General features: G+C 60.2%; 23 protein-coding genes and 1 pseudogene. 5 read left to right on the plus strand and 19 right to left on the minus strand.

Features of this window, described 5'->3' with window-relative positions; translation table 11 throughout:
• Positions 1-42: 42 nt before the first annotated feature.
• From ltnD to RGR602_RS30575, 3 genes and pseudogenes are all read left to right on the plus strand, one after another.
• Positions 43-990, plus strand: a pseudogene (gene ltnD / locus RGR602_RS30565) (L-threonate dehydrogenase); the annotation flags it as partial.
• Positions 990-1,766, plus strand: a complete 777-nt coding sequence (gene otnI / locus RGR602_RS30570; protein WP_040115723.1) for a 2-oxo-tetronate isomerase — start codon at positions 990-992, stop codon at positions 1,764-1,766. The pseudogene ltnD and the gene otnI, both read left to right, overlap by 1 nt.
• A gap of 111 nt (positions 1,767-1,877) precedes the next feature.
• Complete coding sequence (locus RGR602_RS30575; RefSeq protein WP_040115724.1) at positions 1,878-2,903, plus strand: LacI family DNA-binding transcriptional regulator; 1,026 nt, start codon at positions 1,878-1,880, stop codon at positions 2,901-2,903.
• Between the two features lie 23 nt (positions 2,904-2,926).
• Here the strand turns inward: RGR602_RS30575 and RGR602_RS30580 are convergent, their stop codons facing one another.
• The 9 genes from RGR602_RS30580 to RGR602_RS30620 all read right to left on the minus strand — a co-directional run bounded on the left by RGR602_RS30580 (position 2,927) and on the right by RGR602_RS30620 (position 11,408).
• Positions 2,927-3,673: an SDR family NAD(P)-dependent oxidoreductase gene (locus RGR602_RS30580; protein WP_040115725.1), complete on the minus strand. Its 747-nt coding sequence runs from the start codon at positions 3,671-3,673 to the stop codon at positions 2,927-2,929.
• A 39-nt stretch (positions 3,674-3,712) separates the two neighbouring features.
• On the minus strand, positions 3,713-4,606 hold the full coding sequence (locus tag RGR602_RS30585; protein ID WP_040115726.1) for a carbohydrate ABC transporter permease: 894 nt from the start codon (positions 4,604-4,606) through the stop codon (positions 3,713-3,715).
• Between the two features lie 16 nt (positions 4,607-4,622).
• Positions 4,623-5,558, minus strand: a complete 936-nt coding sequence (locus tag RGR602_RS30590) for a carbohydrate ABC transporter permease (protein ID WP_022716144.1) — start codon at positions 5,556-5,558, stop codon at positions 4,623-4,625.
• Positions 5,559-5,624: 66 nt separating this feature from the next.
• Positions 5,625-6,938 (minus strand): ABC transporter substrate-binding protein, encoded by a 1,314-nt coding sequence (locus tag RGR602_RS30595; RefSeq protein ID WP_040115727.1) that lies wholly within the window; start codon positions 6,936-6,938, stop codon positions 5,625-5,627.
• A gap of 128 nt (positions 6,939-7,066) precedes the next feature.
• The gene (locus RGR602_RS30600) at positions 7,067-8,134 is read right to left on the minus strand and encodes an ABC transporter ATP-binding protein (protein WP_040115728.1); all 1,068 of its coding nucleotides are present in this window, start codon (positions 8,132-8,134) and stop codon (positions 7,067-7,069) included.
• 106 nt (positions 8,135-8,240) lie between these two features.
• Positions 8,241-9,017, minus strand: coding sequence for an SDR family oxidoreductase (locus RGR602_RS30605; RefSeq protein WP_040115729.1), 777 nt, complete (start codon positions 9,015-9,017; stop codon positions 8,241-8,243).
• Between the two features lies 1 nt (position 9,018).
• A complete protein-coding gene (denD, locus tag RGR602_RS30610) occupies positions 9,019-10,002 on the minus strand; it encodes a D-erythronate dehydrogenase (protein WP_040115730.1) in 984 nt (327 codons plus the stop codon).
• A 29-nt stretch (positions 10,003-10,031) separates the two neighbouring features.
• Positions 10,032-10,775 (minus strand): FadR/GntR family transcriptional regulator, encoded by a 744-nt coding sequence (locus RGR602_RS30615; protein ID WP_040115731.1) that lies wholly within the window; start codon positions 10,773-10,775, stop codon positions 10,032-10,034.
• A 189-nt stretch (positions 10,776-10,964) separates the two neighbouring features.
• Complete coding sequence (locus RGR602_RS30620) at positions 10,965-11,408, minus strand: CBS domain-containing protein (protein WP_040115732.1); 444 nt, start codon at positions 11,406-11,408, stop codon at positions 10,965-10,967.
• 248 nt (positions 11,409-11,656) lie between these two features.
• Here RGR602_RS30620 and RGR602_RS30625 point away from each other — a divergent pair, with 248 nt between their 5' ends.
• Entirely contained in the window at positions 11,657-12,097 is a 441-nt protein-coding gene (locus RGR602_RS30625; RefSeq protein WP_040115733.1) for a DUF2267 domain-containing protein, read from the plus strand.
• Between the two features lie 100 nt (positions 12,098-12,197).
• Here RGR602_RS30625 and RGR602_RS30630 read toward each other — a convergent pair whose 3' ends face one another.
• The 3 genes from RGR602_RS30630 to RGR602_RS30640 form a co-directional block, all read right to left on the minus strand.
• Positions 12,198-12,659, minus strand: coding sequence for a YbhB/YbcL family Raf kinase inhibitor-like protein (locus RGR602_RS30630; RefSeq protein WP_040115734.1), 462 nt, complete (start codon positions 12,657-12,659; stop codon positions 12,198-12,200).
• A 513-nt stretch (positions 12,660-13,172) separates the two neighbouring features.
• Positions 13,173-13,817, minus strand: a complete 645-nt coding sequence (locus RGR602_RS30635) for a TenA family protein (RefSeq protein WP_040116622.1) — start codon at positions 13,815-13,817, stop codon at positions 13,173-13,175.
• A gap of 5 nt (positions 13,818-13,822) precedes the next feature.
• Positions 13,823-14,665 carry a BtpA/SgcQ family protein gene (locus tag RGR602_RS30640; protein WP_040115735.1) on the minus strand — a complete coding sequence of 281 codons (843 nt, stop codon included), beginning with the start codon at positions 14,663-14,665 and terminating at the stop codon, positions 13,823-13,825.
• Positions 14,666-14,689: 24 nt separating this feature from the next.
• Between RGR602_RS30640 and RGR602_RS30645 the strand changes: the two genes are divergently transcribed.
• The gene (locus RGR602_RS30645; RefSeq protein ID WP_040115736.1) at positions 14,690-15,586 is read left to right on the plus strand and encodes a PfkB family carbohydrate kinase; all 897 of its coding nucleotides are present in this window, start codon (positions 14,690-14,692) and stop codon (positions 15,584-15,586) included.
• A 3-nt stretch (positions 15,587-15,589) separates the two neighbouring features.
• Here the strand turns inward: RGR602_RS30645 and RGR602_RS30650 are convergent, their stop codons facing one another.
• From RGR602_RS30650 to RGR602_RS30680, 7 genes are all read right to left on the minus strand, one after another.
• Positions 15,590-16,360 carry a glutamine amidotransferase gene (locus RGR602_RS30650; RefSeq protein ID WP_040115737.1) on the minus strand — a complete coding sequence of 257 codons (771 nt, stop codon included), beginning with the start codon at positions 16,358-16,360 and terminating at the stop codon, positions 15,590-15,592.
• A gap of 31 nt (positions 16,361-16,391) precedes the next feature.
• Positions 16,392-17,459, minus strand: a complete 1,068-nt coding sequence (locus tag RGR602_RS30655) for a phosphotriesterase family protein (protein ID WP_040115738.1) — start codon at positions 17,457-17,459, stop codon at positions 16,392-16,394.
• 3 nt (positions 17,460-17,462) lie between these two features.
• The gene (locus RGR602_RS30660) at positions 17,463-18,467 is read right to left on the minus strand and encodes an ABC transporter permease (RefSeq protein ID WP_040115739.1); all 1,005 of its coding nucleotides are present in this window, start codon (positions 18,465-18,467) and stop codon (positions 17,463-17,465) included.
• Entirely contained in the window at positions 18,464-19,276 is an 813-nt protein-coding gene (locus RGR602_RS30665) for an ATP-binding cassette domain-containing protein (protein ID WP_040115740.1), read from the minus strand. The genes RGR602_RS30660 and RGR602_RS30665 overlap by 4 nt, the downstream gene beginning before the upstream one ends.
• On the minus strand, positions 19,273-20,229 hold the full coding sequence (locus tag RGR602_RS30670) for a substrate-binding domain-containing protein (protein WP_040115741.1): 957 nt from the start codon (positions 20,227-20,229) through the stop codon (positions 19,273-19,275). Before RGR602_RS30670 ends, RGR602_RS30665 begins: the two co-directional genes overlap by 4 nt.
• 4 nt (positions 20,230-20,233) lie before the next feature.
• Positions 20,234-21,292: a LacI family DNA-binding transcriptional regulator gene (locus RGR602_RS30675; protein ID WP_040115742.1), complete on the minus strand. Its 1,059-nt coding sequence runs from the start codon at positions 21,290-21,292 to the stop codon at positions 20,234-20,236.
• A 113-nt stretch (positions 21,293-21,405) separates the two neighbouring features.
• The gene (locus tag RGR602_RS30680; protein WP_040115743.1) at positions 21,406-22,311 is read right to left on the minus strand and encodes a S1C family serine protease; all 906 of its coding nucleotides are present in this window, start codon (positions 22,309-22,311) and stop codon (positions 21,406-21,408) included.
• Positions 22,312-22,443 lie beyond the last annotated feature (132 nt).

Raw genomic sequence — 22,443 nt, forward strand, 5'->3', positions numbered from 1 at the left:
CATTAGTTTTTCGCGGGTCACAATTCAAGCCAATTCCGCGCCGAATGGATGCAACAATGGATTTCGAACATGAGCGAAGCGGTTAACCTGAGGGTCTGCGTCATCGGTCTCGGATCGATGGGCTTTGGCGTCGCGACATCACTGCTGAAAAAAGGCTTTAAGACCTGCGGCTACGACATCAGCGCCGAGACGACCGCACGCTTCGTCGCGGCAGGCGGCAAAGGGGCTGTAAGTCCGGCCGAAGCAGCTGCCGGCGCCGATGTCGTCGTGACCGTGGTCGTCAATGGCGCCCAGACAGAACAGGTTCTATTTGGCAAGGGCGGTGCAGCGCAGAGCATGTCGAAGGGCGGCACGATCCTTTCCTTTGCAACGATGCCACCGCAGATGGCCGAAGAACTGGCGCAGCGCGCTGGCGCGCTTGGGCTGAACTATATTGACGGGCCCATCAGCGGCGGCGCAAAGCGCGCCGCTGATGGGGAACTCACGATAATGGCATCGGGACCACCCGAAGCTTTCAACCATGTGCGCCCCGTGCTCGATGCGATCGCCATGACGGTCTACGAACTCGGTGACCGGGCCGGCATCGGATCATCCTTCAAGATCGTCAACCAGCTCCTTGCCGGCGTTCATATCGCCGCCGCCTGTGAAGCGATCACCTTTGCCAAGGCGCTCGGCCTTGATATCGACAAGGTCTATGAGGTCATCACAGCGTCGGCGGGAAATTCCTGGATGTTCGAAAACCGCGTTCCACACATCCTTCACGGTGATTATTCCCCCCAGAGCGCCGTCGATATTTTCACGAAGGACCTTGGCATCGTGTCAGACCTTGGGCGCGGGATGACGTTTCCGCTGCCGATCACGTCCACGGCACTTCAGATGTTCATCATGACGGCTGCAGCCGGCATGGGCCGGGACGATGATGCCTCCGTCGCAAGGCTGATCGCAAAGGTGACGGGCATTGAGCTTCCCGGCCAGCCGGAGGCTGCGTGATGCCGCAATTTGCCGCAAATCTTACGATGATGTTCAACGAGGTGGCATTTTTGGAACGGTTTGCGGCAGCCGCAATGGTCGGCTTTTCCGCCGTCGAGTTCCTGTTTCCCTATGACCACCCGCCGGAGGTCATCGGCGAGCGCCTGCGGGAAAACGGACTGACAGTCGCCCTCTTCAATTTGCCGCCGGGAAACTGGCAGGCCGGCGAACGCGGCCTTGCTGCGCTCGATGGCCGGCAGAGCGAATTTCGAACCTCGGTGGATACCGCCTTGCGATACGCCCGAAGCGCAGGCGCCCGCACGCTGCATGTCATGAGCGGTCTGGCCTCGCGCAGGGATCCGGCCGCGATTGCGGTTTACCGAGACTCTCTGGCATTCGCCTGCGATCGGGCAGGCGAATGCGGCATCGACATCGTCATCGAGCCGATCAACCCACGCGACATGCCGGGATATTTTCTCAACAACTTCGACTTTGCCGCCGACATTATCAGTGCATTGAAGAGGCCAAACCTGAAGCTGCAATTCGACATCTATCATCGTCAGATCATTCACGGCGACGTGCTCACGGGACTGCGGCGGCTGATGCCGCTCATCGGCCACGTACAGATTGCTTCGGTGCCGCTGCGCAACGAGCCCGCAACCGGCGAGCTTGACGATTTCCGTCTTCTCACAGAGCTGGATGTTCTTGGCTATAAAGGCTTCGTGGGCTGCGAGTATCGTCCTGCAGGCAAGACTGTGGCAGGCCTTAGCTGGCTTGATGCGTTTGCAAGCCGCTGAGTACAAGCGCTGCGGCAACGATCGTGTGGGTCTCGTTGAGCCGGCCCTTGATGTGTGGGCCGGTGAATGTCTGGAGATGATGCCGCCTGCGGGCTGAAGCAGGAGGACGTAATGCAGCAAAAACAGCGTCTGCCGGCAAGGAAAAGCAAGGTGACCGTCAGGGACATCGCCCTTCGCGCCGGCGTGGGCGAATCGACGGTCTCGCGGATCATGCGCAACAAGGGGCCGGTCGCAGAGGAAACGCGCCGGCGGGTGATGGAGGCCGTTCGGGCGACGGGTTATGTCCCCAACCGGATTGCCGGTTCACTTGCCTCGCTCGATTCCCATCTGGTAGGCGTCGTCGTTCCCTCACTGTCCAACATCGTCTTTCCCGAAGTTCTGCAAGGCGTCCATGCCGCTTTGCGCGCCAGCGACTATCAGCCCGTCATCAGCATGACGGGCTACGACATTGATCTGGAGGAAACGATCGTTCGCGGACTGCTGTCATGGAAGCCCGCAGCCATCCTGATTGCCGGCTTCGATCATACCCCAGCAACCCAGCGCATGCTTTCTGAAAGCGGCATCCGCATTGTCGAGATGATGGACATCGATTCGACGCCGATCGACATCGCCGTCGGCATGTCGCATCGGCGTGCCGGCTACGCAACCGGCCAATACCTCATCGAGCGCGGATACCGCCAGTTCGGATATGTCGGTCATGACTGGGACGCCGACAGGCGGGCCAGGCTGCGCTACGACGGGATTTGTGACGCATTGCGCGACGCGGGATTACGAATTTCCGCCCACGCGATCGCCGATGCGCCGAGTTCCGTCGGTGTCGGCCGGGAGATGACGGCACGTCTTTTCGCCGAGCCGGTGAAGCTCGATGTGATCATCTATTCCAACGACGACATGGCGGTCGGGGGAGTCTTTCAGTGCCTTGGTGCCGGCGTGCGCATGCCCGATGATCTCGCCATTTTTGGCTTCAATGGCCTGGATATTGGCCGCGAACTGCCCCAGCCCCTTGCAACCGTGCGCTCCAACCGGTTCCTGATTGGACGCACATCAGTGGAAAAGGCCTTTGAAACGCCGGAGCGGCCGCAAACGAAAACCATCGTCGATACAGGCTTCGAGATTTTTCCAGGCGCCACGGCTTAAGGCGGTGAAGCGCACCATGTTCTTCAATAGGTGGCACGCCCGCCCGACAGGTCGAATGTCGAGGCTGTGGTAAAGCTGTTTTCCTTAGACACCAGCCAGGCGACCATGGACGCTGCCTCCTCGACCTTCAAAAAGCGGCCGCGCGGGATGCGCGAGCGCATGTATTCGATGAACTCCGGCGTCAGCTGTTCCAGAATCCGCGTCTGAGCGGTTGCCGGTGTAATGCAATTGACGGCGATGTCGTAGCCGGCAAGCTCCTTGCCCAGCGATTTGGTAAGCCCGATGACGCCTGCCTTCGAGGCGGAATAGGCTGCAGCGTTCGGATTGCCCTCCTTGCCTGCGATCGAGGCGATATTGACGATGCGGCCGTAGTTGCGCGCCTTCATGTCCGGGACCACTGCGCGGTTGACATAGAAGGTGCCGGTGAGATTGATCGCGATGATCTTCGTCCACATGGCAATGTCATAGGTGTCAACCGGCGCTGCATCTCCGGCGATGCCGGCGGAATTGACGACGATCGAAACCGGTGGGCCATCGGCGGTAGTGGCGGCATAGGCAGCCTCGACCTCGTCCCAGCGTGAGATATCGGCGACGGCGCTTCGAGTTCCTGCGCCAAGCGCAGCCTCCGCCTTTTTGAGCAACGGCCCATCCATGTCCCAAAGTGTGACCGCCGCACCGGAGGCAATGAGACGGCTGGCGATTGCAAAACCAATGCCCTGTGCCCCCCCTGTGACGATCGCATGCTGTCCTTCCAGATCAATCCTGTTCATCCGCCCCTCTCTCTCACGAACGCTGACAGTCAAATTTCGTCATTCCTTCACAGCGCCGGTCATCGACGAGACATAGTAGTCGACGAAGAATGAATAGAGGATCACGACGGGCAACGAGCCGAACAAAGCCCCGGCCATCAGCGATCCCCATTCGAACACGTCGCCGCGCACCAGCTCGGTCAAAACACCGACAGGAATGGTCTTGTTTTCCGACGACTGAATGAATGTGAGCGCATAGATGAACTCGTTCCACGAGAGCGTGAAGGCGAAAATGCCGGCTGATATCAACCCGGGCACGGCAAGCGGCAGGATGATCTTCACTAGGATCTGCCAGCGGTTGGCGCCGTCGACCAAGGCACTTTCCTCGAGCTCGAAAGGGATCGACCGGAAATAGCCCATCAGCAACCAGGTGCAGAACGGGATGAGGAAGGTCGGATAGGTAAAGATCAGCGCCAGCCTGGAATCATAGATGCCGAGCTTGAAGACGATGAAGGCCAGCGGGATGAAGAGGATCGATGGCGGCACGAGATAGGCGAGAAAAATAAGGAGCCCGACCGGGCGCGATCCGGTAAAGCGCACGCGCTCGATTGCGTAAGCGCCGAAAACGGATGCTGCAAGCGACAGCACCGTCGATCCGACCGCAACCAGCATCGTGTTCCAGAGCCAGCCCGGATAGGAGGTTTCAAGGAACAGATATTTAATGTGGTCCAGCGTCGGCTCGACCACCCAGAAGGGGCTGTAGTTGTTGTAATCGGTCAGCTGCGAGTTCGGTTTGACGGCGGTGATCGCCATCCAATAGAACGGAAAGAGCAGAACGAAGACGAATACCGCCATCGGCAGATAGAGCATGACGATGCGCCGTGGCAGGCGATTGAGATAAGTCATCCCCTGGACGTTGTCGGTCAGAACCTGATCGGTAGTGTTGGCGTTCATGATTGTCTCCCGGCCGTTAATCCTGGCCGCCCTGTTGCCATTTGCGGCGCTGCAGACCGAAGAAGCTGAACATGATGGCGGCAAGCAGGAAGGGGATCATCGCGACCGCAATGGCAGCCCCCTCGCCCAGCTGGCCGCCCGGAATGCCGCGCTGGAAGGACAGCGTCGCCATCAGGTGCGTCGCATTGACCGGCCCGCCTTTGGTCAGCACATAGATCAGCTGGAAATCGGTAAAGGTAAAAAGCACCGAAAACGTCATCACGACGGCGATGATCGGCGTCAGCATCGGCAGCGTCACATAGCGGAACCGCTGCCAGCTGGTTGCACCGTCGAGCGAGGCGGCTTCCTGGAGCGAGGCGGGAATGGTCTGCAGGCCGGCGAGCAGCGAGATGGCGACGAACGGTATACCACGCCAGACATTGGCGATAATCACCGAGATCCGCGCATTGGTGGGATCGCCGAGAAAATTGATCGGTCCGTCAATCAGCCCCATCTGCATCAGCGACCAGGAAAGGATCGAGAATTGGGAATCGTAGATCCACCAGAAGGCCAGCCCCGACAGCACCGTTGGAACGACCCATGGAAGCAGGACGATAGCGCGGAAGAACGACTTGAACGGCAGATGCTGATTGAGAAGCAGCGCCAGCCAGAGGCCAAGCACGAATTTTAAGACGGAGGCAACGAACGTATAAAGCAGGGTGTTGAAGACCGAGAGCCAGAAAACGGAATCGCTGGCAAGGAACTGATAGTTCTCAAGGCCGATGAAGATACCGTCGCGACCGATCCGGGTGTCGGTGAAGCCGAGCCAGACACCCAGGCCGAGCGGGTAGGTGAGGAAACATACGAGAAAGATGGCCGCCGGCAGCATGAACAAGAAGCCGAGCATGTTGTTGTTCTGCATGAGCGATGCGACCCGGCCGCGCGTCGTATCCCCGGATGTCACGGTCGACATGATTCTATCTCCTGATGGACAATCGCAGCATGCCGTCGCCGGCATGCCGCAGACCTTTAAGCGGGCTTAAACCCGGTAGTAGCGGTTTGCCCGGCGCTCTGCTTCTTTCATCGCGTCTTCCGGCGTCATCTGGCCGGTTACGGCAGCGGCGAACATGTCGACGAGCACATAGTCGGCCATAGTGCCTGCCGAAGCATAGCCGAGGGGGCCCGCATAACCGTTCGGCCGCAGCGTCTCCGAAGCACGCGCATAGGGCGCATGGATCGGATCGGACGTCCAGACGGGATTGTCGGAAAAGGCCTTCAGCGGCTGGCAGCAATAGGCGCTGGAACCTGTAATCCAAGCATTCATCTGGTCGGCTTCCATCATGAACTTGATGTAGGCTTTGGCGGCTTCCGGGTACTCGGTATGGCTGAAGAGAAGCAGCGAGCTCGTCTGGTGCAGCTCGACGCTCTTGCCGACCGGACCAATCGGGAAGTTCGTGGTTCTCATGTCTGCGGCGATTTCAGCAAGCTTTGGATCTTTTTTCGCCGCATAATAGACCGACACGCCGTTTGCGATCAGCGAAACTTGCCCGGCGAGGAATGCCCGGTTGTTGTTGATGTCCTGCCAGCTTTCCGTGCCCGGGATGAAGGTTGCATAGAGTTCCTTCGCATAGTTGATGGCAGCCAGCGTTTCGGGGCTGTTGATGGTCACCTTGCCGCTCTCGTCCACCATCTTGCCGCCATGACTCCAAAGCAGCCAATGGGCATAGTTGTTGCCGTCGCCGACCGCCTTGCCATGCGGGAAGCCGGCAGGCGTGCCCTTGGCCTTCATTGCCTTGCAAAGTTCAAGAAAGCCTGCCGTATCCTTCGGGAATTCGCTGAAGCCGGCCGCCTTCACATGACTGTCGCGGTAGACGACAGCATTACCGATCGCCGTGAGCGGCATAGCGATGAACTTGTCGTCGCGGGTTGCATAGCCGCGGACACCATCATACCAGCCGCCGTACTTGTTGCCGAGATAAGTCGCAAGTTCGGTCAGGTCGACGAGTTTGTCGGGATACTGATGGGCGTCGTCGAACCAGCACATCACCATGTCTGGACCGGAGCCGACATTGGCGGCAACGGCAGCCTTCGGACGGATATCTTCCCAGCTTTCCTTGTCGACGCGAACGTCGACGCCGGTCGCCTCGGTGAACTTCTTGGTGTTGGCAAGCCAGGCATCTTCGTCTCCCTTGACGAAGGGCGTCCAGCGAAGAAGCCTGAGGCTTGCGCCCTCCTCCGGCTTGTAGCTCGGTTCGGCCTGGGCGAAAGACGGTCGGATCCCGAATGGCGAAAGGCCCGCGATACCGGCCGCGGCCGCCGACGCGGCAAGAAAATCACGTCTTTTGATTGTCATAATACTCCTCCTTGAAAAGCGGGAGCGAATTCTCCGGCGTTCACCTTCCCGCTTGGCGAACGACGGCCATCGCATCGGCGGATGAGCAGGGAAGGCTCCTCTTCTTTCCTGCCTCCACTGAAGCGTTATCAGGCACTCAGTCTCTGCCCGCTTTCGGCATCGAAGAGATGCACATGCGGCGCGTCGATCGAGATGCGCAGCGTCTCGCCGGGACGCGCGTTGACGCGTTCGCGGAAGACGCAACTGACATCAGCGCCCCCGAACCTCACGATCAGCTGCGTTTCGTAGCCGGTCGGCTCGATGACGACGATCTCAGCCGGCAGACCATTGGCATCGAGCAGGATATATTCCGGGCGCAACCCATAGATCAGATCGCGTCCCTTTGCCCCGGCAGGCGGATTTGCAACCGGCAGGGCCGTTCCGTCCGACGCAATGAACTGGTTGGCGTTGTCCGGATTGAGACGTCCCTTGAACATGTTCATCGCCGGCGAGCCGATGAAGCCTGCGACAAAGAGGTTCGCCGGATTGTCGTAGAGATCGAGCGGCGCGCCAACCTGTTCCACGACGCCGTCATGCATGACGACGATCTTGTCGGCCATCGTCATCGCCTCGATCTGATCGTGGGTGACATAGACGGTGGTGGTGCTAAGGCGCTGGTGAAGTTCCTTGATCTCGGCGCGCATGGCAACGCGGAGTTTGGCGTCGAGGTTGGAGAGCGGTTCGTCGAAGAGGAACACCTGCGGATCGCGAACGATCGCCCGGCCCATGGCGACGCGCTGCCGCTGGCCGCCGGAAAGCTGGCGTGGATAGCGGTCGAGAAGTTTGGTGAGGCCGAGAATGCCTGCGGCCTTGTCCACGCGTTGGTCCATGTCCGCCTTCGGCGCACGTTTGAGCATCAGCGAAAACGCCATGTTCTGGGCGACCGTCATGTGCGGATAGAGCGCATAGTTCTGAAAGACCATGGCGATGTCGCGTTCTCCAGGCGCGAGCCCGTTGACGACGCGGCCGCCGATGCGGATTTCCCCGGCGGATATGTTTTCGAGCCCGGCGAGCATTCTCAAAAGCGTGGATTTTCCGCATCCGGACGGCCCGACCAGGATCACGAACTCCCCATCGGCAATCTCGATGTTCACACCCTTGATGACGGGGAAAGCCCCGAATGATTTCCTGACATCGACAAATTCGACAGCTGCCATAAAAGTCCCTCCCAGACCAGGTCTTCGCCTTCGGCCTTCATCTGCCCGGCCATCCCTCCTCCAGGATAACACCGCCAGGGCGCAGGCCAATTCAACTTCGTTGTGCCTATCCCCTTCCCACGAGGGGCATCTTTGTCGCCATCACAGTCATAGTCAGCACGTTTGCCTCCAACGGCAGGCTTGCCATATAGACGACGGCGCGGGCGATATGCTCGGACGGGATCGTCGGCTCGCTCGCAATCTCTCCATTCGCCTGCAACACTCCCGAGCTCATCTTCGACGTCATGTCCGTTGCGGCATTGCCGATGTCGATCTGACCGCAGGCGATATCGTATGGCCGTCCGTCGAGTGCGGCCGATTTCGTCAGGCCGGTGATCGCATGCTTTGTCGCCGTATAAGGAGCGGAATTCGGCCTCGGCGTCGTGGCGGAAATTGATCCGTTGTTGATGATGCGGCCGCCGCGCGGCTCCTGCGATTTCATCAACCTGAAAGCCTGCTGGGTGCATAGAAAGGCGCCGGTGAGGTTGGCCGCAACCACCCCGCTCCACTGATCGAAGCTGACGTCCTCCAGCGGGATCGCCGGAATATTGCTGCCGGCATTGTTGACGAGAAGGTCGAGCCTGCCGAACTCGCCTTTGATCTGACCAAAAAGGTCTGCCACCTGCTCGGCAAGGCTGATATCGCAAGTCATCGCCCGGACCGTCCCGCCGGTTTCGGCGCCAAGCTCGGCGGCGGCTTTTTCCAGAACATCGCTCCGGCGGCCGGTAATGACCACGATATAGCCTTCAGCGCTCAAGGCGCCGGCAATGCTGCGGCCGATGCCGGTGCCTCCGCCGGTGACGAGCGCGATCTTGCCTTTCTGCAGGCTTGCGGATTGCGGCATCTTAGATTTTACCCCCAAGTTCGTCGTCTATGTGGATCTTGATGATCTCGTCGAAATTGGCTTCGGCCTTGAAACCGAGCGCGGTGGCGCGCTGCGCATCGAAATCCGTCGCCCAGCCGGAAACAATCGAACGAATGGCGGGGTCGGCCTCGCGGCGGATGAGCTTGACTGCCTTGTCGCCGGCAACGCGGCGCAGCGCCTCGATCTCTTCGCCGACGAGCGCGGAAAGACCCGGCATGGTCAGATTGCGGCGCGGCCCGATCGTGCTGGTGTCAATCCGCGCGGCATGGACGAAGAAACCGACCGCCGAACGGGGGCTTGCAAACCAGTGCCGGACGTTCTCGTCGACGGGGAGCAAGGCCTCCTGACCGACCAGCGGCTCGCGCAGGATATTGGAAAAAAAGCCGGAGGCCGCCTTGTTGGGTTTGCCGGGGCGAATGCAGATCGTCGGGAGGCGGATGCCGATGCCGTCGAAAATGCCACGCCGTGAATAATCTGCCAACAGCAGCTCGCAGATTGCCTTCTGCGTACCGTAGCTCGTCAGCGGCGTCGTGAAGAAATCATCTCTGATCTTCTCCGGGAAAGGCTGGCCGAAGACGGCGATGGATGACGCAAAGATCAGGCGCGGGGTGTAAGGCTCTTTGTGGCCTTCGAACCGGATCGCCTCAAAGAGCGAGCGCGTGCCGTCGAGATTGACGCGGTAGCCTTTTTCGAAATCCGCCTCGGCCTCGCCGGACACGATCGCCGCGAGATGGAAGATCAGATCCGGTCGCAAGGAGGCAAGCGTGGCTGCAGCGCTGGCATCCGACAGATCAAGCGCCAACGCGTTAGAAACGGAGGCAAATGCGGCAGGCACCGGCGGTGCAACGACATCGACGAGCGTGAGCCTGTCGATGCTGCGGCCGAGCGCTTCGGCGTCGGAGCCGAGCTTTTCCACCAGTTTGCGTCCGATCATGCCGGCTGCGCCGATAACCATCACATGCATCTCAGGCAAATCTCCTCATGCTGTTCGGCTCACGCCGGACCGCCGGCGCTCAAAAGAGCCCTGGTCGTTTCGTAAATGCGCGTCAGATGATGGCGAAATGCGGCGATCACGGCGTCCCGGTCATGCCGCTCAAGAGCCTCGGCAATAGCAACGTGATCGGCGTAGCTGGCCTTGATGGCGCCCGGCTTGGACATGGCGTTGCGTCGGTAGTCCATCATGTAGGTGTATAGATCGGTGACGAAGTCGGCGAGCAGCGGATTTCCGCAGGCGCGATAGATTGCGACGTGGAATTCACGGTCACAGATGAGAAAGCGCATTGCATCGTCTCCACCCAGACGCTGCGCTTCGATGAGGCCCTGCAGCTTTGTCAGTGTTTCTGCGTCTATCCTGTCGGCGGCATCGCCGACGACCTTGAGTTCGATATGCAGGCGCGCCGCATGGACCGATTCCAAATCGTAGCTGTCAATGGCGTTTGGGGATGCGATGGTGACGGTGATGTGGCTGAGATCGACCTTGCCGACGCGACTGCGGCTGCCATGTGAGACTTCGATGATGCCTTGGGCGGCAAGCATCTGGATTGCGCCGCGCACAGTTTCCCGGCTAACATGAAGAACATTGGCAAGCTCGCGCTCACCCGGCAGCTCGTCGCCCGGCCGAAGCATGTTCGTGGCAATCAGGACCATCAGCTTTTCAGCAATGACGTCGCGCGCCGTCTGGCGGGCGAGACTTCGCCCGACATTCGGTACCTGCGTCAAGATCGGGCTCTCGTCCATTCCCCGTCACTCACTGATCCACTGGTTGGTCCACCAGATCAGTTGAGTAAAGGTTACGGCAGGACAGCCGTCAAGAGAAATTCGTCGCTGCATTGCAGCAACGGGGCGCGCGCCGCTCAAGGCGCGCATCCGGGTCCGGTCCGAAAACCGGGTGGCGCCACCCGGTTTTCCGCCCCATCGCGCGGCCGCTTAGTGAAGGCCGCTCGACTGCGAATGGTGGCCTCCCTGGCGCGATATGCCCGCAAGAGCTGCGCCGGCCGACGCTTTTTCGGCGACAGTCGCCAGATCTCCAAGCGACAATATGCCGACCAGCCGCTTGTCCCGATTAACCACCGGAATGCGCCTGATCTGTTGATCGGCAAGGTTCTTGCAGACTTCGTCGGTGTCCTGATCATCAAAGCAGTATCTGACTTCGGACGTCATGATATCGCCGACCTTCGCCTCAGGTCCCTGCCCCTGGGCAATGGCGCGAACCGCGATGTCGCGATCCGTCAGCATGCCAACGAGCCGGTCATTATCCTCGACCGGCACGACGCCGGCGTCGAGTTCGGCCATGATCCTTGCCGCGTCCTGTATCGTGTCACCCGGCCTGACGAGCCGGACGTCGCGCGTCATCACTTCGCTCACTTTCATGATTTTTATCCTCCGCCTTGTATGGATTTCTACAGAAGTCCAACGTATCGGGCTCGGCAATGTTCCAAGCGTCATCGATTAACGTCACTGTCGGGAATTTGGACGCTCACGCCAGCAATTGCCCGCACATGGGACGCTCCGCGGCCGTTTTCTTTGCGACTGGCGAAACAATTGCAGCCAATTGCAGTTTTGCTCTTTGAGAAGGATGTTCGGGCTTCGACCGGCCCCTTGCAAAGGAGGGTGTCAATATGAGCACCACCGGTCTCGATGTCTTCGACAAGACACTGCAAACTACCAATATCTGGCTGAACGAAATCATGGCCGATCATGGTCCCGACCGGCACGTCGCATGGCATATTCTAGGCGCCGTCCTTAAGGCCTTGCGCGACAAGCTTTCGCCGGACCTTGCGGCCCACCTTGGCGCAGAACTGCCGCTCATCGTTCGTGGCATCTACTACGACCAGTATCGACCTTCCCAAATGCCGGACAAAACGCGTTCACGCGATGAATTCCTCGAACGTGTCGCCGAAGGGCTAAAATCCATTCGTCCTGTCGATCCAGCCGAGGCGGCGAAATCAGTTTTCCGCGTTCTCGCCCGTCATGTCGATCTCGGCCAATCGGCGAAGGTGCGCGACGCACTACCCAAGGAGATCCAGGCTTTATGGCCCGACAGCGTCGGCATAAGATAGCGGCGAACCAGCCGGCCGCCGCCCTTTTCGCCGGAACCTCGGGCGCATTGCGTTGCGCAAACAGCACTTGCCAGGTCGGATCAAATGAAATCAGCTCATCCTAGGACTGATAGGTCCCGGTGATGCTTGCCTCGGCAAGCATATGTTTGCTTGCTTCGTTCCACATCGAAGCGATACCGGCGTCGCTGGGAACCGAAAGCCTCGGGACGTCGAGCGCGGCAAGGCGGAAGATATAGTGATGCGCCTTGTCGCCCCGTGGTGGCTGCGGACCATCATAGCGCGCATTGCCGAAATCATTCCTGTAAAAGCGTGGCGCGTTTTCCGGTGCGGTATCGGCGCTTTCGGCCAGAGCATCCCAATCGGACGGAATATTGGCAATGCCACAATGGCGGAAGGTGCCGCGCGGCGCGTCCGGGTCTTCGACGACCAAGGCAAAGCTTCGAGTTCCTTGCGGAGCCCCGCCCCACTTGAGAGGCGGGAGCAGATTTTCGCCCGAGCGCGCATATTTCTTGGGAATGGGATTATCCTGTGTGAATGCCGGGCTCATCAGGGTCAGTGCCATGGCGCTTCTCCTTTCATCCTGCTGTCTCACGCGCAGCCTCGGGGCTTTTTGTGTTGAAGAAAGATCAACCAGAAGACAGCAATATTGTTCCTGAATTGATGGCTTTTCGGCAGCTTTATCTTGAGGATCGTTGGTAGCCATTGGCCAGGGCCTTGAGATACGGCCGGACGGTGAAGACACCGCCACGCTCGGCCTGTCTGGCAATTTCGCCTGCCGCCACCTTAGGCTGCGAAGCGCTTCCTGGAGGCCTCGATCGCCGCCCACAGACCGATCATGTTGCGATATCGCAGTATGGCGCGACTAAAGTAGTTTTCGGCTCCTCGTCGAAAAGCGGCCCATCGGTGGCTCGACTGCCATGCCTGTTCGCGGGATCGCGAAAAATGCCAGCGAGCCTATGCAGGCCTGAGCAAACCGGCCCCTTCTTCTTTGTCCGGGCGACCGCCTCGACGCCACGAGCCGTCTCACGGATCCCTCGTCAGCGATGCCAACCGCCTGTGTCATGGGCATTCTCCGCTATCGATAGGGCGCGTCGTGAAAACCGATCTCCAGCTGCTGGACCCGGCCGAAGATGCTGCTGAGCCGCGACCGCTCGGCGCAATCGAGGGGATCGGCTGCAAGGTCGAGCTCCGCCTTAAGCCAGCGCGCCTGGGCGGCAAAATCCTCGTGGGCGTGGAGGTCCACCCATTCCTTGAGCAATGGATCGTCGATCCTGCGTTCGGCCGCCTGTCTCGACCAGGTCCAATACATCCATTCAGCAGCAAACATGGCGGCGATCGTGTCGAGGAAGCCTCCGGACCTTGCGATCTCCATCATGCCGTTGCGGAAGTCCGCCACCTCTGGCCGATCGACATCGAAGGCTGTGGGATCGATCCCGCGTGCGGCGAAGGTCTTCTCGAAATAGGCAATCTGCTGATTGGCGAGCGTGTCCAGCACACCGATCAGCCAACGCTTCTGCGCAATGGTCTGTGCCTTGGCCGTTGCATAGGCGAACATGGAGATGGCAGTTTCGACAAAGGCTCCCTCGTAAACGAGGTAGCTGTCGAAGACCTCTTTCGACAGGCGACCCGCCTTGATGTCCTCGACAAAGCGATGACTGACCATCGCCTCGAAGACGGACCGGTTTTCCCGGATGATCTGATCCGACATACTCTCCCGCATGCCGTTCATCCCTTCAAAGCCGGTCTGGCGGCTGCAACGAAGGCCTTGACGCGCTTTATGTCGACGGGGTTCCACCACACGCCGCCGTGCTTCAGCGAGGAGGCGACGATGACGCCGTTGGTGCGCTTCAGGATTTTGGCGATATTCTCCTTGCTGACGCCGGAACCGACCAGCAAGGGCAGGTGAGTCGCTGCGCCGATTTTCTCAATTTCCTCAATGCTCGCAGTGTTGCCTGTGCGCTGTCCCGTGGCGATCACCGCATCAGCGTCGAAGAAAGCAAGGTCGCGAGTCAGCTCCTCAATCGTGCGATCGGCGGTGATGGCATGTGCGCCATGCTTGACGTGGCTGTCGGCGAAAACCCTAATGTGCTCGGCTCTCAGCATCGACCGGTAACGCATCGCCTGCGCCGCGCGGCCCTCGATGAAGCCCTCATTCGCGACATAGGCGTTGGCCCACTGGTTGACCCGGATGAACTTCGCGCCGCCGGCCATGGCGATTGCGAATGATGGGATCGGCGCATTTGCAAGAACGTTGATGCCGAGGGGAACATCAACGGCCCGTGCGATACGATCGGTGACGACCGACATGAAAGCCGCGGTCTCCGGGCCGATATCCTCCGGCTTCGAGAACGGGATGTCGCCGTGATTTTCGATAATCAGCCCGTGCATACCGCCCTCTATCAGGGCCTCGGCGTCGCGCAGGCAGGCATCATAGATGGCGTTCATCTCTTTGCCGCGGTAACGCGGCGCGCCGGGAAAGGCGGGGCAATGGATCATGCCGATCAGCGCCTTGTCAGTCCCGAATATTTCCCGTATGGCGCTTGAGGTCTTGTCGGATATTTCCTGCATCTGTTTCCCTTTCGAAAGCCAGTCATGCGTGCTTATGTCATCGGCAACGTCACAGTGGACGAAACCATTTCCATATCGGCCATGCCCGAGGCAGGCGCCTCTATTCTCGGTCACGAGGAAACCCGTGACCTTGGTGGCAAAGGCGCGAACCAGGCCGTGGTGATGGGCCGTGCCGGTCTTGCCTCCATCCTTGTTGCAGCCGTCGGCGATGATTTTCGCTCTGAGATCATTCGCAGCCAGTTGGCCGAAGAACCGGTCGACGCGCGACTGGTCCGGTTCGGCGGAAAGGCGAGTGATTTCTCCATCATCTTCACCACCCCCGATGGCGAAAATGCCATCGTCACGACCACGGATTCTGCCGGTTCGCTGACCCTTTCGGAAGCAATTCGGCCGCTTGCCGAAAGTGCCTCTGGCGATCTCGTTGTCCTGCAGGGCAACCTTTCCGATGACGTAACCCGCGGCATCCTTGAAGAAGCCAGGCGCCGACAGCTGGTCACCGCCTTCAATCCCTCACCCCTTCGTCGCTTTTTCGCCGATCTCTGGCCGCTCATCGACATCGCCTTTCTGAATAAAGGTGAAGCCGAGAGCTTGACTGGAACCTGCGGCCAAGCGGCCGCGTCGACCCTGATCTCTGCGGGGGTCAAATATGCCGTCCTGACACTCGGCGGCGAAGGCGCAATGCTCGCAAGCCGGGCAGGCACGCTTGAGATCCCGGCAGCCACCGTGACCGCCATCGATACGACGGGCGCCGGCGACACCTTCATGGGCACCGCACTCGCCTCTTGTGCCTTGCGGGGCGTGCCGCTCGATGCCCGCGCCATACGCCACGCGTCCGCTGCTGCTGCCGTAACTGTCAGCCGGCGGGGCACCCGATCTGCGTTTCCCACCAAGGCCGAACTCCATGCCATCCTCGCCGCTTAGGCTTCATCGCGCCTCGGTCATCCAGGCAAGGAGATTGGTCCACAAGCGTCCATACCCCTCCCACTCGCAAAAAGCCGGCGAGAGCCAGTGAGGACCGATATCGGAGGTCCAGGCGGCCGTGCGGCCCTTGCCATGCGAACCCAGCACCAGCAACGGATGGCTCCCCTGATCCTCCGGCAGGCGGGCAAGCACCTCGATATCAGCACGATCGCGCAGTTCCACTTCGTTGACGCCGAGAAGCAGCGGCCATTCGCCGTCAAGCCCGGCCATGACCGGATGTTCCGGCTTCAGGACAACGGCCGTCGATCCTTCCGGCATTTCAACGCGGTCGTCATAGGGAAGGCAGGTGACGGGCAAGACGTCTTCGACCGGCGTGCGGCGCCAGCGCGCCTTTCCGTCGATCCCCTGAAACGAGAAGTAGCCGCCGACCATCAACAGCGCGCCGCCCTTCTCGACCCAGGCCTTGATGAGTTTCAGACGGTTCGGCACCGTCTTCGAATGCAGCCAGACCGCCGGCGGCAGGAGCAGCGAGTTCGCGCCGATGTCTGACAGGATGACCGCGTCATAGGCGTCAAGCCCGGCCATGCCGAAGGGAAATTTTTCCACCGCCTCGTGCGCCGGCATGTAGGTCAGTTCGAATTCGCTACCCTGAAGCGCCTTGACCAGCGGCTCGGCGCCCAAATGGAAAGTTACGCTGCCGAACTGGTCGAAGCCCTTGTAATGCGTGGCCGAGCTGACCCAGCTTTCACCGACGAGGAGTACTTTCTTTGTCATTGTCCTTACCGTTCTTTGATAAATCTAGCCGTCAGGCAGCAGCCTGGAAGACCGACCGTGGATTGTCGCGCATCATTTGGCCGATGATCCGCTCATCGAGGCCGTGGCGTTTGAGGCGCGGGAGGAAATGCCTGAGGACGTAGGCATAGCCGTTGCCGCCGTATTTCGTCAGCATCATCTTCAGGAAAACGTCGTGCGACAGCAGGATACGGCCGGCGTGTCCCATCTCGACGAGCTTGACGATGGCGCGTGCAGCCTCCTCGTCGCTCGGGCATTGCACCTGCTGGTCGGCATAGAAGAAATCCATGCCGATCATGTCGTATTCGAGAAACGCCCCGCGCGAAGCGATCTCGCCCTGATAGTTGAGATCCTCATGGGAGGGATTCATGTGGCAGAGAACGGTGTGGCGGAGATCGCCACCCTCCTTGGCTACGATGTCGAGCACCTTGTTGCCGAGCCGGAACCAGCCGGGCAAATGGACCATCAGCGGCAGACCTGTGCGGCAGTGTGCTTGGGTTGCGCCGCGTAGTGATTTCTCCTCCTGCTCGGTGAAGTCCGAAGAGACGCCAATCTCGCCGATCAGACCGATCTTCACATCCGTCCCTTGAGCACCCTCAAGAGCCTCGCAGACGATCTCATCGGCAATCTCTGCGACACTCATGCCAGCAACCTTGGTCGGATGCGACGAGGTCAGGTAATAGCCCGCACCCATCACGATATTGAGTCCCGTTGCCTTGGCAATGCGCCTGAGCGCCAGCGGGTTGCGGCCGATGCCCTGGCATGTCGGCTCGACGACCGTCCCCCCGCCTTCCTTCGCGAAATCCTTAAGCTCGGCAATCGCCAGCGGCTCGTCGTCCAACGTTATGTTGTGCTTGTTGACGAACGGGTCCTGGCGGAGCTCACCGAGAATCTCCATGCAAACGAAACCTTCGGCAAGATATTGCCGCTCCGGCGTCTTTGGCGCATGCCACCAGCAACGGCAGTCGTTGAGGACGTGCTCGTGCATCAGCGTAACGCCGAGCGCATCGGCTGGAACCGGCCCGGCAACGGTCATCACCTTGCCGGATCGGATATGGCCTTCGGAGAGTTCAGCTTTCATCACTCAGCCCTTCTTCTTGCCGCCGAAACGGAAACTTGTGGTGAAGATGCGGGTATTGAGCCAGATCGCCAGAAGGATGATTGCGCCGGTCACGATCTGGGTGAAGAACGGCGAGATGTGCATCAGGATGAGCCCATTGCCGATCACCGCGATGGTCAGCGTTCCGAGCACTGTGCCAAGGATCGTGCCGCGGCCACCCATCAGCGACGTGCCGCCGAGCACCACCGCCGCGACGACCTGCAGTTCGAAACCGACGGCCGCGTTTGATGAGCCGGAGCCAAGACGCGCCGCAATCAACAGCCCGGCCAGCGCCGAGGCCGCGCCGGAAACGAGATAGACCGAGGCAATGATCCACTGCGCCGGCATGCCGACGCGGCGTGCTGCCTCCATGTTGGAGCCGACGGCCACGACCTGGCGTCCATATTTGGTCGAGGAGATCACGACATAGCCGATGGCGGCAACGAAAATGGCGATCAGCGCAGGGACCGGCAAGCCGATAAACTGGCCGCGTCCCAGCCAGAAGAAACCCGCCACGTCCTTGATCGGGATCGAATAGCCCTGCGTCAGATAAAGCGCCAGGCCGCGCAGGATCGAAAGTCCCGCCAGCGTGACGATGAAGGCTGGGATTCCCTGATAGGCAACGAACCATCCCTGCGCTATGCCCATCAGCGCCCCGAAGGTCAGCATAGCCGCGACAACGAGCGGCCAGGGGTAACCCATGGCGAGAATGATCGCCGCCACGGCGTTGACGAGCGCCACCTGCGACCCGACCGACAGATCGATACCGCCGGTGACGATGACGAGGGTCATCGCGACGGCGACAATAAGAATTGGGGCCGCCTGCCGTACGACATTCAGGAGATTTCCGACGGTCATGAACGTATCGGTCGTGACTGCAAAGAAGGCCACACAGGCGAGGAAGAAAAAGGCAATCGACAGGACCTGCGCATGCTCGGCAAAGAAGTCGGCAAGCGGCGAGCCTTTGGCGCGTTCGGTATAGACGGTCACTGCCTTTCTCCTCCGACGATGAGCTTCACGAGATCCTCCAGATCGGTCTTGCCGATCTCGCGCTCGGCGACTTTGGTGCCTTCGTACATGACGGCAATCCGGTCGCAGACCCGGAAGAGGTCCTGCAGGCGATGGGTGATGAGGACGACGGAAACGCCCTTCGCCTTGACGCGGTTGATCAGCGAGAGCACGGCTTCCACCTCGGCAACGGCAAGTGCCGATGTCGGCTCGTCCATGATCAGGACCTTGGGATTGAAGGAGGCGGCCCGGGCAATTGCAATGGCCTGGCGCTGGCCACCGGAAAGCTTTTCGACCTTTGCGGTCAGCCGCGGGATGCGAATCTCCAGCGCATCGAGCATTTTGCGCGCCTCGGCAAGCATGGTCGCACGATCGAGAAAAGGTCCCCTGGTGATTTCGCGGCCGAGAAAGAGATTGCCGACCACATCGATATGATCGCAGAGGCTCAAGTCCTGGAAGACCATCTCTATATTGCGCGAGCGGGCCTCGGCCGGACCGGAAAAACGCACCGCTTCTCCATCGATCGAGATCGTTCCACCGTCTGGTATATAGGTGCCGGAGATAATTTTAGTAAGCGTTGATTTACCTGCCGCATTGTCGCCTACAAGGCCGAGGCATTCCCCGGGGTAAATGTCGAGGTCGACGCCGCGCAGCGCCTGGTGCGAGCCGAAGGTCTTGCGGATATCGCGGAGGGATATGCGCGGCCGGTTTGCCGCCGCCCCGGATTGCCGGGAGAGCATGGCTCCCCCGGTTCCGGAGACCGCGCTTGGGTGCTGTCCGTGGCTGATCATTTAAAAACGGCCCTGTATGGCTCCACGTTCTCCTTGGTGACGATGGTCACGGGAACCGCGATGTTCTTATCGACCGAACCGCCATCCGAGACCTTCTTCAGCGCGTCGACGGCCGCAGCACCCATGGCGGCCGGATCCTGCTGTATTACGGCGGCAACGTAACCGGCGTCGATGCCGGCGATCGCCTGGGCAGTGAGATCCCAGCCGAACACCTTGATGGCATCCTGCTTGCCCTGGCTTTCGACAGCGGCGATGGCTCCCATCAGGGCCGGCTCGCCGGTCGCATAGACGGCGGTCATATCCGGATTGCCGGTGATCAGGTTCTCGGCGGCGGCAAGCGCATTGTCCTGAATGTTCTGACCATCGACGACGCCGGCCTTTTCGATGCCGGAGACACCTTCGAGCGTCTTTTCAAAGCCTTCCTGGCGGACATTCTGGATGAACGAATTCAGCGCACCGACGACACCGACCTTTGCCTTGCCGTCCATGTTCGCCTGGACATAGTCGAGGAAGAATTTGCCCATGTCAGCGCCGGCCTTGGCGTTGTCGACGCCGATCTGCGCCTTCTGGGGACCTTCAGGGAGGATTGCATCGATCGCGACCACGGGAATACCGGCGTCTGCCGCCTGCTTGATGGCCGGCATGATGCCGTTGACATCGATGGCAACGACGGCAAGACCGGCGACTTTCTGCTGGATGTAAGTCTCAATCGCGCTGTTTTGGGCGGCCGGATCGTTGTTGGCATTGAAGATCACGAGTTTTACGCCTGCTGCATCGGCCGCCTTCTGGGCACCCTCGTTCATCTGGTTGAAAAACAATGCCTGCTGGTTGATCTGCACCAGCGCAAAGGTCTTTTCCTGCGCACTTGCGCCCAAGCCTGCGAGCGAGGCGGTTGCCAATGCAGTGAAGCCGAGCGCGGCTGTGAATGTTCTGCGTTTGATAGTCCGGGTCATGTTCTCATCCTCTGGTTCTTTTTTTGTCCATTGCGGCTTTTGGATTCGCCGGCGGCGCAACGGAACTCCGCACGACGATTTCGACCGGCAGGAGCTCTTCCACAGCGCAAGGGGTACGCTCCTGCCAGTTTGTCTCAAGAAGCAACGACAGCGCCCGCTGGCCGATCTGCCGAACGGGCTGGCGGATGGCCGTCAGCGGCGGCGCAAAAAGATGCAGCGGCCCGACGTCGTCGAAGCCAACGACCGACACGTCCTGCGGGATCGAAATGCCTTGGCTGCGCAAGACCTCAATGAGACCGATGGCGATTTCATCCGAACTCGCGAAGATCGCGCTCGCGGGCATGCCTTCGGCTATGAAGCGCTTGGCGGCTTCCCGCCCGAAGGCGACGGTGTATTCGCCCTTGTAGCTGAGCAGCAGGGCATCAGCCCCCCACAGTTCGTACATCGCCCTTTCGAGCCCTTGGAAACGGCGCTGTGCGCTGATCATCCGTTCGGGCCCGCCGATGAAAAGGACGCGGCGATGCCCCATCTCCGCAAGGTGCGTTCCTGCCAGATAGCCGCCCCTGTCGTTGTCGCAGAAGAGCTTCGGTGCCAGCGCATCCGGGACGTCTTCGTCCACGACGACAACCTTGCCGGTGCGGTTGATGAGCGCCCCGAGTTGCCCGTCATCCGGATGGTTGGTGACAAAGATTAATCCATCGACATGGTTGCGCTCGATAAGCTGAAGATAGGCAACCTCGCGGCCAGAGCGGTTCAGCGTCGCGTAGAGCGAGACGGCAAGCCCGCGGCGGTCCGCCTCCTCCTCCACCGCCGCGACAAGCGTTGCGAAGAACGGATTGGCGATGTCGGGCACCACGAGACCGATCGTATCCGAGCGCCCGCGGCTTAGGCGCCGGGCATGCGGATTGGGCTGATAGTTGAGATCTCGGATCGCATCCTCGATCCTCTTCTTCGTCTCGTGGGGAAGCTCGAGCGATCCGTTCAGCAGTCGCGAGACCGTCGTCACGGAAACGCCGGCAGCTCCGGCGACATCCTTCAGACTGGTGACACGCTCATTCGCCATCGTTTGTAAACCGCTTTAGTAAACCGATTTACCATTTAGCTCACCGATCCCTTTATGAGTCAAGCGGACTTTGCGTGCGTTATTGCGGTTGCCAAAACACGACCGCAGTTCCATTACTGCAGCTGCGGCTTTCGGAGAAAACTGTTGCGGTCGGCCGACTTGATACGCAGCCATGCCTCGCGGCCGTCGCGCAATATCCTCATGGGGATCTCCACGCCGGCGGGGCCGCTCCTCCATAACTTGCGGTAAAAGTCGGCAAGACCGGCGACCTCCCCATCCCGTATCTCCGAGATGATATCTCCCTCACGCAACCCCGCTTGAGCCGCCGGACCTCCTTGAGCCACGCTCATGACCACCACGTCGCCATTACTTTCGGCAGAGAAAGCCCCGAGCCAGGGACGCGGCGGCTTGTTCACTTGGCCGCGCGTAAGCAGATCATCAAGAATGGGTGGCAACAGGTTGATCGGCACGACCATGTTGATGTCCGCGCTCTGTCCCCTTTGGTTCATTTGCAGGCGCAGCGAGCCAATGCCAAGAAGTTTGCCGTCGGAGCCCACGAGTGCCGCACCGCCCCAGGAAGGGTGCGCAGGCGCGATGAATATCGCCTCTTCGAGCAGGTATTCCCAATAGCCGGCGAATTCCTGCTTGGCGACAATCGCAGCCTGCACGAACTGACCGATACCGTCGGCCAGCATGACCGGATCGCCGACCTTCGCTTCGGCCCCATCCCCAAGATCCAATGCGGGAACGTCAAGCGACCCAAGGGCCTGCACCAGACCGAAGCCGGTTTCCTGATCATAGGCAAGCGCATGCGCAGGAACGACATACCCGTCGTTGCGTGTCAGCCAGACTTCCTCGGCCTCGGTGATCAGGTAGCCGATCGTGACCACTAGCCCATTTTCCCGGATCACCACGCCGCTTCCCTCCCTTTGGGTACCGAGCGTCGTCGCGGTGAAGGCATCTTCCGGAATTGAAGAACGGACCGCCACAACGGACCGCAAAATTCTGTCGATGTTCATGCTTTCGTTCCTGATGAGCAAGATCTACGCACGGCAAAGCGTCACCGCTTTCATGCGGCGCCTGGCATTCCTCTAAAATATGGCTCGTAACGGGGCAGACAAGCCGCAAGAGCCGAATCTGCCTTCAGGCCG

Origin of the sequence: Rhizobium gallicum bv. gallicum R602sp (assembly GCF_000816845.1) — a bacterium.
Lineage (GTDB): Bacteria > Pseudomonadota > Alphaproteobacteria > Rhizobiales > Rhizobiaceae > Rhizobium > Rhizobium gallicum.

Coding starts and splice junctions, on each gene's coding strand:
- otnI (WP_040115723.1), top strand. CDS start 990: ATGCCGCAATTTGCCGCAAATCTTACGATGATGTTCAACGAGGTGGCA.
- RGR602_RS30575 (WP_040115724.1), top strand. CDS start 1,878: ATGCAGCAAAAACAGCGTCTGCCGGCAAGGAAAAGCAAGGTGACCGTC.
- RGR602_RS30580 (WP_040115725.1), bottom strand. CDS start 3,673: ATGAACAGGATTGATCTGGAAGGACAGCATGCGATCGTCACAGGGGGG.
- RGR602_RS30585 (WP_040115726.1), bottom strand. CDS start 4,606: ATGAACGCCAACACTACCGATCAGGTTCTGACCGACAACGTCCAGGGG.
- RGR602_RS30590 (WP_022716144.1), bottom strand. CDS start 5,558: ATGTCGACCGTGACATCCGGGGATACGACGCGCGGCCGGGTCGCATCG.
- RGR602_RS30595 (WP_040115727.1), bottom strand. CDS start 6,938: ATGACAATCAAAAGACGTGATTTTCTTGCCGCGTCGGCGGCCGCGGCC.
- RGR602_RS30600 (WP_040115728.1), bottom strand. CDS start 8,134: ATGGCAGCTGTCGAATTTGTCGATGTCAGGAAATCATTCGGGGCTTTC.
- RGR602_RS30605 (WP_040115729.1), bottom strand. CDS start 9,017: ATGCCGCAATCCGCAAGCCTGCAGAAAGGCAAGATCGCGCTCGTCACC.
- denD (WP_040115730.1), bottom strand. CDS start 10,002: ATGCATGTGATGGTTATCGGCGCAGCCGGCATGATCGGACGCAAACTG.
- RGR602_RS30615 (WP_040115731.1), bottom strand. CDS start 10,775: ATGGACGAGAGCCCGATCTTGACGCAGGTACCGAATGTCGGGCGAAGT.
- RGR602_RS30620 (WP_040115732.1), bottom strand. CDS start 11,408: ATGAAAGTGAGCGAAGTGATGACGCGCGACGTCCGGCTCGTCAGGCCG.
- RGR602_RS30625 (WP_040115733.1), top strand. CDS start 11,657: ATGAGCACCACCGGTCTCGATGTCTTCGACAAGACACTGCAAACTACC.
- RGR602_RS30630 (WP_040115734.1), bottom strand. CDS start 12,659: ATGGCACTGACCCTGATGAGCCCGGCATTCACACAGGATAATCCCATT.
- RGR602_RS30635 (WP_040116622.1), bottom strand. CDS start 13,817: ATGCGGGAGAGTATGTCGGATCAGATCATCCGGGAAAACCGGTCCGTC.
- RGR602_RS30640 (WP_040115735.1), bottom strand. CDS start 14,665: ATGCAGGAAATATCCGACAAGACCTCAAGCGCCATACGGGAAATATTC.
- RGR602_RS30645 (WP_040115736.1), top strand. CDS start 14,690: ATGCGTGCTTATGTCATCGGCAACGTCACAGTGGACGAAACCATTTCC.
- RGR602_RS30650 (WP_040115737.1), bottom strand. CDS start 16,360: ATGACAAAGAAAGTACTCCTCGTCGGTGAAAGCTGGGTCAGCTCGGCC.
- RGR602_RS30655 (WP_040115738.1), bottom strand. CDS start 17,459: ATGAAAGCTGAACTCTCCGAAGGCCATATCCGATCCGGCAAGGTGATG.
- RGR602_RS30665 (WP_040115740.1), bottom strand. CDS start 19,276: ATGATCAGCCACGGACAGCACCCAAGCGCGGTCTCCGGAACCGGGGGA.
- RGR602_RS30670 (WP_040115741.1), bottom strand. CDS start 20,229: ATGACCCGGACTATCAAACGCAGAACATTCACAGCCGCGCTCGGCTTC.
- RGR602_RS30675 (WP_040115742.1), bottom strand. CDS start 21,292: ATGGCGAATGAGCGTGTCACCAGTCTGAAGGATGTCGCCGGAGCTGCC.
- RGR602_RS30680 (WP_040115743.1), bottom strand. CDS start 22,311: ATGAACATCGACAGAATTTTGCGGTCCGTTGTGGCGGTCCGTTCTTCA.